This is a genomic window from Achromobacter sp. GbtcB20 (assembly GCF_019091095.1).
GTDB classification, from domain to species: domain Bacteria; phylum Pseudomonadota; class Gammaproteobacteria; order Burkholderiales; family Burkholderiaceae_B; genus Achromobacter; species Achromobacter mucicolens.
In genome coordinates, this window is sequence record NZ_JAGXJZ010000027.1 from 44,987 (window position 1) to 55,441 (window position 10,455).

Here is a 10,455-nt window from a genome sequence, read left to right on the forward strand (position 1 = left end):
TGCGGCAAACCTGTAGCAAACGGACTAATCCTTTCGCCGCGTGGTGCGCATCCAACGCGAACGGCCATGTGGCCGGATAATTCGCGCTTCATCATGTTTGTATCTTTGGGCTGAATGTCTGTGACTTATGTTCCGCTGGTCCCCGCAACGGGGGATGTCGATGCCGACGGCAGGCTGGTCAGCGCCTTTTATGGGGACGTCTACCACTCCCCGTCCGGGGCGATGGGCCAGGCCGAGCACGTTTTCCTGCGGGGCAACGGACTGCCGGAGCGCTGGCGGGGGCGTGCGGCGTTCACCGTCTGCGAGACGGGATTCGGGCTGGGGCTGAACTTCCTGGCGCTGTGGAAGGCCTGGCGCGATGACCCGCAACGGCCGGCGGCGCTGCATGTCGTCTCGATGGAAGCTCACCCCTTTTCGGGGGTCGACATGGCCGCCTTGCTGGCGCGCCATGCGCCCGAGCCGCTGGCCGGCATGGCGCGCGCGCTGGCCGCGCAATGGCCGGCGCTGCTGCCGGGGTTGCACCGGCTGGAATTCGAGAACGGCGCCGTCACGCTGACACTGGGCTTTGGCGACGCGCAGGCGCTGGCCCCCCGGCTGGGCGCGCGGGTGGACGCATTTTTCCTGGATGGCTTTGCACCCGAGCGCAATCCGCAGATGTGGGCGACACCGCTGCTGCGCGCCCTGGCCGATCTGGCGGCGCCAGACGCCACGGTCGCCACCTGGGCGTGCACCGGCGAACTGCGCCGCAATCTGGCCGACGCCGGCTTTGACGTGCGGCGCGCGCCCGGTTACGGGGGCAAATGGCATATGACAGTGGGGCAGGTCCGCCAGGCGGGAACTGCCGCGCAGCCCGCGGCGGTCTCGTCTGGACAGCATGCCGTGATCGTGGGCGCCGGCCTGGCTGGCGCGGGGATCGCCCACGCGCTGGCGCTGCGCGGGTGGCGCGTCACCGTGCTGGACGCGGGGCGCGCGCTGGGCGCGCCGGCGCATGCCGGCCACTTGGCCGCTGCGCTCACGCCGGTGGTGGCGCGCGACGACAATGCGCGGGCGCGGCTGTCGCGTGCGGGCAGCGAAAGGGCGCTGGCGCGCTGGCAGGGGCTGCCGGGGGGCGCGGCGCCCCGGGTCTGCGGCACCGTCCAGGTCGAGCGCGACGCCGGCCGGTCGGCGGCGCTGGCGGGCACCCTGCAAGCGCTGGCATTCCCGGCGGACTGGGTGCGCCAGGTGACGCGGGAAGAGGCTGGCGCATTGGCCGGACTGCCCGTGGCGCGCGGCGGCGTGTTCTTTTCACAAGGCATGCTGGTGCAGCCCGGGCTGCTGATCGATGCGCTGCTGGCCGCGGCTGGCGCGGCGGTGATTGCCGGGCGGGCCGCCCGCGTGTCGCCGGCGGGGCAGGGGTGGCGGGTGCTGAACGCCTCGGGGACGGAACTGTCCCGGGCAGACACCGTGATCCTGGCAAATGCCGCCGGTTCACGGGAGGTCCTGGCGGCCAGCGGCTTGCTGGACCCGCTGACCCGCGTCGCCCAGATGCACGCGCTGGCCGGCGAGGTGACGCTGATCCCCGCGGCGGCCCTGGACGGCGGCCCGCGGTGCATCGTCGGCGGCGAAGGCTATCTTCTGCCGGATATTGGCGTGGGCTGCGTGGTCGGCAGCACCTATGTCCATGGCGCCGCCGAGGCCTCGGTGGGCGCCGAAGGGCAGCGTGTCACATTGGGCAAGGCGGCGGGGCTGCTTGCCGGCCACTTCCCGGCATTCGACGCGCTGGTTCCGGGCGATCTGCCCGGCTGGGCCGGATGGCGCGCCGTCCTGCCGGGCCGTCTGCCGGCCGTCGGCGAGCTGCCCCACGCACCGGGTCTATGGCTGGCCGCCGGCTACGCGTCGCGCGGATTGTCGTGGTCGGCGCTGATGGGGGACCTGATTGCGGCGCGTCTGATGGGCGAACCGCTGCCGCTGGAGACCGATCTGGTCCAGCTTGTTTCACCACGATGAAAAATATTTAATGCGCCCGGGTCGGCACGCCCGGCTGGCGTAGAATTGTAAGAATTGCCGGAATTTGGCGCCAATAGGCCGCAATTGACCTTTCGGGCCGGCAATTCGGCGACTCGGCGGCATCTGCGCGCCTGACGCAGGCCAAGGGCTTTATGCCCCTTTTTTGGATGAAATAACCGTCCAAAAGAGGGATCGAGTTTATTTCAAAGCTCAAATCCGTCAAAATAGCGTCTTTTGATGGTTTTTGGCTTAAGCCGGGGGATGCTCTGTGCCGCCCAAGTTCGACTTTGCCCATACTACCCAGCTCGATAATGCCGAGCTGCTGACGTCCCGCCCCAGTCGCATCGATTTCGACGCGGGCGATGGGTTGCATCTGGTAGTCGAGGCGCATGCGCCTGGAGTTTTTCGCCTGCGCTGCGGCGAGGCGAACCACTTCAATGATGACAAGCCGGGCGCGCGTGCGCGCGCCGTGGCCGAAATGCTGCTCGCGCGCCAGGAGGCGGTGGGCGAAGCGACCATCGCGCCTCGCGATGGCGGTGACGGCTGGCGGATCACCCAGGGCGATGTCGCCCTGGAGATCCAGGCCAATCCTGTTCGCATCGCCCTGTACCGCAACGAAGACCGCGTCTTCGAATCCGAGGTTTCCGCGCATACGCCCGCATTTGGGCACAACGCGCTGGACCAGGCCGACGACGCCGTGTGGACGGCCGGTTTCACGTTGGCCGCCGACGAGCGGGTCTACGGTCTGGGCGAAACCCCGGGGGACCTGAACCGCCGCGAGGAATCGGTGGTTTCCGACGACCCGGAGCACCGCGCGCTGCCGCTGGCCTGGAGTCCCCGAGGCTGGGGCGTCTATGCCAACACGATGCGCCGCGTGGAACATTCGGTGGGCGTCGCGCCGGCGGACTCGGCCTATGTGCTGACCGTCGATGACGCGGTGCTGGACTTGTTCCTGTTCGCCGGCGAACCCGCCGAAATCCTGAATCAATACACCGCGCTGACCGGCCGCGCCGGCCAGCCCGTCCTGTGGGCCATGGGCGCGTGGCTGCAGCAGGCCGCAGGCGAAATGCCCACGCAGACGGTTGCCCTGGTGGCGCGCATGCGCGAAAACCAGATTCCGGTGGATGCCGTGACGCTGGCCCAGCCAATCGCGTGGGGCTTCCAGGCGGACAAGACGGTTTTTGAATGGGATGCCCAACGCTTTCCCGACGCCAAGCAGATGCTGGCGCTCTTTCACAAACACAACGTGCATGTGGCGGCCTCCGGCTTTCCGGGCGTCATCAAGACCAGTCCGCTCTTTGAAGAGCTGGAAGATCGCGGCTGGCTGCTGACCAAGGACGACGGCGCTGCCCAGGTGTTCGACGGCAACGCGGCGACGTCCGGCCAGCCCTACGGCCTGCTGGACCTGACCTATCGCGACATCTACAACCTGTGGGTTGAGCGCCACCGCCAATTGGTGGAAGACGGTCTGGATGCGCCCGCCTGCGACGCGCAGATCGCCATCCCGGATGGCGTGACCGCCCGCAACGGCGAGACCGGCCCCGCCCTGCGCACGATGTATCCCCTGCTGGTGCGCCGCGCGCTGTTCGACGCGGTGGCCGGATTGAAGGTGCCGCCCGAAGGCGTCGTGCCCAGCGCGGACCTCTTCCCGGCGGCCCAGCGCCTGCCGTGGCAGGTGGGCCCCCAGGTCGACAACACCTGGGAAGGCCTGCGGCACACGCTGCGCACGTCCCTGTCGATCGGTTCCAGCGGCGTGCCCGTCCAGGTGCACAACATTGGTTCGGCCGCGCGCGACCGCGCCGGCATGACGCCCGAGCTTTACCTGCGCTGGCTGACCGCCGGCGTGTTCTCGGCCAATTTCTCCTTCCAGGGCGTGGAAGGGCTGATGCCCTGGGATTTCGGCGACGAAACCCTGTCCCACGCCAAGACCTGGATGCAGTGGCGCTACCGCCTGGTGCCCTATGTGCTGGGTGCCATCGAGGACTCGGCCCGCACCGGTCTGCCGGTGCAACGCTCCATGGCGCTGTCGTTCCCGAACGATCCGCACGCCCACGAATGGGATCTGCAATACCTGCTGGGTCCGGCCCTGCTGGTGGCGCCGGTCACCGAACCGGGCAATCAGGTGCGCGTGTACCTGCCCAAGGGCGAGGCGTGGTGGGATCTGAACACCGGCCATCGCTACGAGGGCGGCACCACCTGGACCATCGATTGCGAGCTTGGCCAGTTCCCGGTGTTCGGCCGCGAAGGTCACATGCTCTGTCTCGGTCCCGCCGCGCAGCATACGGGCGAGTTCAACTCGGCCCGCATCCTGGACGAGGTCTGGATGTTCGGCATGCCGGTGCATAACCCGGTCGTCATGCGCAACAAGATCCGCGTGATGCAGATGCAGGGTTCGAGCTACATCAAGGGGCTGGAAGGGCTGCGGATCTCGCCGTCCGAAGGCCTGGAAGTGAAGCGCCGCGGCGCGGAAGTCCGCATCTCGCGCGCACGCTGAACCCGGGTCGGCCGCAAGCCGGCCGCCGAAAAGAAAGGGCAGTCAGGAAGGCTTTCCTTCCCGGCTGCCCTTTGTGTCTTTGCCGGATCGCCATTGTCGAGGCGTTTGCGCGGCTTTCCAGAAGCCTCGCGTCCCCGGGCCGGCAGTTGATATTACTTGTAGTTATTAAAAATGGAAAAAACGGTCGTTCTCTTTAGAAGAGAAAAGATACAAAATCGCTTGCCATGATTCACATCGAGAACCTATCCAAGACCTACGCCACGCCGCATGGGGAATTCCAGGCGCTGCGAGGCATCAACCTGCACATCGAGCAGGGCGAGGTCTTTGGCATCATCGGTCCCAGCGGGGCCGGTAAAAGCACGCTGGTCCAGTGCATCAACCTGCTGGAACGTCCCAACCAGGGCAACATCTCCATCGGCGGTCAGGCGCTGACCGGCCTGACCGAAGCGCAGTTGCGTGAACAGCGCCGCCGCATCGGCATGGTGTTCCAGGGATTCAACCTGCTGTCGCGGCGCACGGTGTACGGCAACGTCGCCCTCCCGCTGGAAATCGCGGGCGTGTCCAAAGCTGAAATTCCGGCGCGCGTGGAGCGTCTGCTGGCGCTGGTCGGGCTGGAACACCTGCGCGACCGTTATCCCAGCCAGATCAGTGGCGGCCAGAAGCAGCGCGTCGGCATCGCCCGCGCGCTGGCCAACAATCCGGACGTGTTGCTGAGCGACGAAGCCACGTCCGCGCTGGACCCCGAAACCACGCACAACATCCTGGCGCTGCTGCGCGACATCAACCGCAAGACCGGCGTGACCGTGGTCATGATCACGCACCAGATGGAAGTCGTGCGCGAGGTCTGCGATCGCGTCGCCGTGCTGTCGCAGGGCGAGGTCGTTGAAATCGGCAGCACCCGCGAGGTCTTTGCCCAACCCCGCCATGAAGTGACCCGCAACATGGTGTCGGCCGCCACCGCCTCGGAACTGACCGACGCCACGCTGGCCGCCGTCAAGGAACGCATCCAGGCGCTGGCCGCCGCCAAACCCGGCCAGACCGTGCGCCTGTTGCGCCTGTCGCTGACCGGCACCGACGCATCGGGCGCCTTCCTGTCCGACCTGACCCGGCAATTCGGCCTGGACGTCGGCCTGGTGCAGGCGCGCGTCGAAGACATCCAGGGCGTGGCCGTGGGCACGATGTTTGTGCTGGCCCAAGGCACGCCCGCCGCGCTCAAGGACGGGATTGCCGCCTTGAACGCCCGTGACATTACCGTTGAAGAAATAGCTCATGAGTCCGCAACTGATCGACCTGCTTATTACGTCGCTGCTTGACACCCTGCTGATGGTGGGCGTGGCCAGCGCCATCGCGGTGATCATCGGCATTCCGCTTGGCGTCACGCTGACGGTGACCGCGCGCGGCAACATGCTTGAAAACCAGCCCGTGAACCACGTGCTGGGGGCCATCATCAACGCGACCCGTTCGGTGCCGTTCGTGATCCTGATGGTCGCGATCATCCCGTTCACGCGATTGGTGGCGCAGACGTCCATCGGCACCACCGCCGCCATCGTGCCTTTGTCGGTGGCCGCCATTCCCTTCATGGCGCGCATCGCGGAAAACGCCATGCGCGAGGTCGATCCGGGCCTCATCACCGCGGCGCGCGCCATGGGCGCATCGCCGATGCAGATCATCATGAAGGTGCTGCTGCCCGAAGCCCTGCCGGGCCTCATCGCCGCCACCATCGTCACCGTGGTCAGCCTGATCGGTTATTCGGCAATGGCCGGCGCCATCGGCGGCGGCGGGCTGGGCGACCTGGCGATCCGCTATGGCTACCAGCGCTTCCAGTCCGACGTCATGGCCGCGGTCGTGATCGTGCTGATCGTTCTGGTCCAAGCCATCCAGAGCCTGGGCGACCGCTTCGTGCGCCGCATGTCGCATCGCTGATCTTCTTCGTTTTTTCCTACTTCCGTCATATCGGGATATCGCAACATGAGCATCAAGGTTTTGAAGTCGCTGGCCGCGTTCGCTTTGGGCGCCGCCGTATTCGCCCAGCCCGCGCTGGCTCAGGACAAGCCGCTGAAGGTCGGTGTCACCGCCGGCCCGCACGCCCAGATCTTTGATGTGGTCAAGGCCGAAGCCGCCAAGCAGGGCCTGAACCTGCAAGTCATCGAGTTCTCGGACTACGTGCAGCCGAACGTGGCGCTGGCCGCCGGCGACCTGGACCTGAACAGCTACCAGCACCAGCCCTACCTGGACAACGCCAACGCGGACCGCGGCTACAAGCTGGTCAGCATCGCCAAGACCGTGATCTTCCCGATCGGCATCTACAGCAAGAAGATCAAGTCGCTGTCCGAACTGAAGGAAGGCGCCCGCATCGCGCTGCCGAACGACCCGACCAACGGCGGCCGCGCGCTGCTGCTGCTGCAGGCCAATGGCCTGATCAAGCTGCGTCCGGAAGCGGGCCTGAAGGCCACGCCGATCGACGTGGTCGAGAACCCCAAGAAGCTGCGCTTCATCGAACTGGACGCCGCCCAACTGCCGCGCTCGCTGGATGACACCGACGCTTCGGCCGTGAACACCAACTTCGCGCTGGAAGCCGGACTGAATCCGACCAAGAACGCCATCGCCCAGGAATCGCCCGACTCGCCGTACGCCAACGTGCTGGTCGTGCGTGAAAAGGACAAGGACCGTCCCGAGTTCGCCAAGCTGGTCTCCATCTATCACAGCCCGGCAGTGAAGCAGTTCATCGAAACCAAGTTCAAGGGCGCGGTGGTGGCTGCCTGGTAATCCAGCACGCCGCACCACCCGCAAACGGCCGCCGCGAGCGGCCGTTTGCTTGCCTGGCTTTGCTGGCAGGATGGCACGCTGTCATTTTTTGACAAGCCCTTCGAAATCCGCCATAATTTCGGGCTTCGGTCGGGTTGTTAGCTCAGTCGGTAGAGCAGCGGACTTTTAATCCGTTGGTCGCGAGTTCGAGTCTCGCACAACCCACCACCAAAGCCCTGCAATATCAAGAACTTACGCCGCTCTCGCAAGCGGCGTTTTTTCTTTGCGTTCTGACTTTGACCAAAATTCGACCGTGGCCGAATGGTGCGCGAGATGAGACGGGGCCAGGTGAGCATATCGCTGCACCATGTCCAGTGTCTCCCAACCGCCGAGGTCCTTCAGAACCATGAGTGGCGTGCCAGCCTGTACATGCCAGCTGGCCCAGGTGTGCCGAAGGTCGTGAAAGTGAAAGTCGTCGATGCCAACTTCGGCGCAAGCACGGCGAAGACAGCGCGCATCGACCTGACCAATCTTGCGGACGACACCGTCGCGCGAGGGCCTCTCGAAGACGTACTTCTTTGCCTTGGGAATCCGACGCTGCAGGACTGCAAGGGCATCCGCGTTGAGCGGCACAGAACGTGCGTAGCCGGACTTCGCCTCTTCTGCGATGACCCAGGCATTAGAGCGCGGCATGTCGACGTTGCTCGGCTTGAGCGAGAGCAGTTCGTCCTCGCGCATGCCGGTGGCAACTGCGACCAGGCTCACGTCGCGCATCCATTCGAGCGTCATGGCGCTAATTAAACGGCCGATGACGTCCTTTGGTTCCCAGCGCACTCGATTGTCGGGCTCGACGAACTCAGCGAATTTGGGACACTTGTCGATCCAATCCCACTCCTCGCATAGCTTGAGCATTCGGCGCATCGTTGCAAGATAACGATTCTTCGTAGCTGCGCTGACTGGAGTGGGTTTGCGATGACGGTGCGTCGTGTGAGTGGGCAGCTTGTCCGCAATCTCGTCGAATTTTAAAGAGCGAATGGCGCGTCCAGAGAACTGCGTGCGCCAGTAGGCAATGTGCCGGACCTTGCTGTCGTAGTCTCGCAGGCCGTCCCACAGTCGAAGACACCGTACAGCGGCTTCTTCGAACAAGCGGTCGCGTTGCTCACCGAGCTTGGCTTGGCGCCACAAATCAGCCTTCAACTTGTCGTGATATTCCTGCGCGGCTTGCCTGTCCGATGTTCCAGAAGAGCATCTAACTCGCGGGAGGCCTGGGACGCGGATATCAACTTGCCAGATACCTGAGGTTTCATCTTTGCGGATGGGCATGGTGCTTCTCCCAAGACCCGCAGCGATAGCTGGGTGACATTGTTCTTCTTTTCCGAGAATGCAGCAAGGCGCGAAGGCCAGATCCGCCAGGCGCCACGCGCCCTAAGCTGAAACCCAAGTTCCTTGCGATAGCTGAAGATTGTGCTGTAGGAAACGTTGAGGCGTTCAGCGGCTTCATGCAGCGTGAGCGCCTTTTCGTCCGTGGTCTGCACGGCAAGTGCATTGAGCATCGTGAACACCTTTAAATTGGGGCGCATTCCCGAGGGGGCACTCATCCGCCCGCGCCTGACGGAAGTAGTTCATGCAGAACCAGGGCGGCAATGGTGGCATCTCACGGGGAGCATTTAGGTGGTTTTGGGGGGGAATTCCGGCACGGGGTCACCGATCGCGGCATTCCACGCCCACCAGCCTCCGGCACCGAATGTTTCGTCATAGTGCGCAGCCTTCTCCTTTTTGCGCGATAAGTAATCCGTGCCGGACATGCCCCAAACTTCAAGGGGGATCGGCTCAGCCAGGTCGCGCAGCCAAAAGTCGGGAAAGACCGCCTCTTCGCCTGCGTCGAATCGCAGGGGCTTTTCAAATCGGCGCTTCTCCGCAACGAGTTTCTCAGCGATCAGAACTTCGTACCCCGAATCGACCGGGATGGAGTCGCGCGTGATCTGCATGAGCGCGATGTCCACGGCGTGCGCTCGCATGTTGCCCCCCGAGGATTTCGGCGGATCTGTTTGCGCAACCGCGATGATCGGGTTACCAGCGCGCCAAGCGTCAATTTCGCGGGCGAAGCGGCGCTCGAGCGCTGACCAGATGCCGTCGTCGAGGGTCATGAACGGTATGCCGTGAAACCCAGCGATGGGCAGGCTTTCACTGCCGTCCATTCCTTCCTGATGCTGGGCGAGCGGGGCAACAATGACGAGGCGTCGGCGCTGTGTGATCGCTTCCAGACTTTTGGCCTTGTTGTGCCCTGCCTGCTGCCCCGAGCTGGACGGCGTGGCAATCACGAGGTTTTGCGACAGTCGAACGCGGCCTGCATAGGTCGATGTCGCGATACGCATCAGGTGGTGGTGAACCACGCCGAGGTTGCGCTTGCCTTCCATGCCGGGAGTCCACGTATTCAGGCCGGCTTGCGTCCAGAGGAAATGAAGCAGGCCGAGCAGTGTCATGCTTGCTTGGCCGGACCGAGGTCGAGGGGTGGCGACCTTCGCCTCGGCCGGTCCGGCATTGTCGCTTTCATCAGGCGCGACAGCCGCACGCTGCTGCAGCCCAACCTTGAGCTTGATCTTCACTGCGCCGTCATCCAGCTCCTGCACCACACCGCGGCGGTAGGAGCCAAGGCCAGACATGCTGGGGTCGACACCGTAGTAGATGCAGTCTTCGCTATGCTCGGCGCCAGTCTCTGGAAAGCGGGCGAGATGGAATCTGTCGGAATTGGCTCTGCTGTGGATTGACAGGCGCTTTTCCCCAGCACCAGGGCACGTGCAGCGCACGTCTGCCTTTCCATGAGCCATCAGCAGCACTCGCTTCCAGCCGTCCTTGTATTCGTCCTGCGTTTGAAACTCAGGGGAGTAAGGGCGGCTGTGGGGGCCGAGCGTAATTTCCACCGGATATACCTTACGGTCCATCGTTTAGCTCCCCATGGTGGCACAAAGTGTTGTGCTCACGACTTGCTGCTCTGCGCAGTCATCTTTGATGTCGGAGAAGGCGAGGTAAAGCGCGTAGCCTGCTACGAAGATCAGCGCGGCAAGCGTCCAGAGAGTTATTTGCTTTTTCATGAAGTTTCCACGTGGGATGACACGCGCACCGTAAGTCAGGAGTTCCTTGCTCGGCGCCAGCTGACAAATGATGAGATGCACCTCGCCACCATGGACACAGCTTGTGCCAGCATGGTGTAGCAAAGGGCTATCGATAGC

General features: G+C 64.3%; 9 protein-coding genes and 1 tRNA gene. 6 read left to right on the forward strand and 4 right to left on the reverse strand.

Annotated elements, in window-relative coordinates; genetic code table 11:
- Window positions 1–114 precede the first annotated feature (114 nt).
- From mnmC to KVT32_RS25025, 6 genes are all read left to right on the forward strand, one after another.
- The gene (mnmC, locus tag KVT32_RS25000; RefSeq protein WP_217618981.1) at window positions 115–1,986 is read left to right on the forward strand and encodes an FAD-dependent 5-carboxymethylaminomethyl-2-thiouridine(34) oxidoreductase MnmC; all 1,872 of its coding nucleotides are present in this window, start codon (window positions 115–117) and stop codon (window positions 1,984–1,986) included.
- Window positions 1,987–2,254: 268 nt separating this feature from the next.
- Entirely contained in the window at window positions 2,255–4,480 is a 2,226-nt protein-coding gene (locus KVT32_RS25005) for a TIM-barrel domain-containing protein (RefSeq protein ID WP_217618982.1), read from the forward strand.
- A 224-nt stretch (window positions 4,481–4,704) separates the two neighbouring features.
- Window positions 4,705–5,793, forward strand: coding sequence for a methionine ABC transporter ATP-binding protein (locus KVT32_RS25010; protein WP_062841658.1), 1,089 nt, complete (start codon window positions 4,705–4,707; stop codon window positions 5,791–5,793).
- Window positions 5,750–6,403 carry a methionine ABC transporter permease gene (locus KVT32_RS25015; RefSeq protein ID WP_062841659.1) on the forward strand — a complete coding sequence of 218 codons (654 nt, stop codon included), beginning with the start codon at window positions 5,750–5,752 and terminating at the stop codon, window positions 6,401–6,403. The genes KVT32_RS25010 and KVT32_RS25015 overlap by 44 nt, the downstream gene beginning before the upstream one ends.
- A gap of 45 nt (window positions 6,404–6,448) precedes the next feature.
- On the forward strand, window positions 6,449–7,246 hold the full coding sequence (locus KVT32_RS25020) for a MetQ/NlpA family ABC transporter substrate-binding protein (RefSeq protein WP_217618983.1): 798 nt from the start codon (window positions 6,449–6,451) through the stop codon (window positions 7,244–7,246).
- A 131-nt stretch (window positions 7,247–7,377) separates the two neighbouring features.
- Window positions 7,378–7,453, forward strand: a tRNA-Lys gene (locus KVT32_RS25025).
- Window positions 7,454–7,477: 24 nt separating this feature from the next.
- On the opposite strand, the gene KVT32_RS25030 is transcribed toward KVT32_RS25025, so the two are convergent.
- The 4 genes from KVT32_RS25030 to KVT32_RS25040 all read right to left on the reverse strand — a co-directional run.
- Window positions 7,478–8,422, reverse strand: a complete 945-nt coding sequence (locus KVT32_RS25030; protein WP_254637015.1) for a site-specific integrase — start codon at window positions 8,420–8,422, stop codon at window positions 7,478–7,480.
- Entirely contained in the window at window positions 8,419–8,823 is a 405-nt protein-coding gene (locus tag KVT32_RS32190) for a hypothetical protein (RefSeq protein WP_254637016.1), read from the reverse strand. The genes KVT32_RS25030 and KVT32_RS32190 overlap by 4 nt, the downstream gene beginning before the upstream one ends.
- 69 nt (window positions 8,824–8,892) lie before the next feature.
- On the reverse strand, window positions 8,893–10,167 hold the full coding sequence (locus KVT32_RS25035) for a DUF1173 family protein (RefSeq protein ID WP_217618985.1): 1,275 nt from the start codon (window positions 10,165–10,167) through the stop codon (window positions 8,893–8,895).
- A 3-nt stretch (window positions 10,168–10,170) separates the two neighbouring features.
- Window positions 10,171–10,455, reverse strand: a 285-nt coding sequence (locus tag KVT32_RS25040; RefSeq protein ID WP_217618986.1) for a hypothetical protein, incomplete at its 5' end; no start/stop codon positions are given.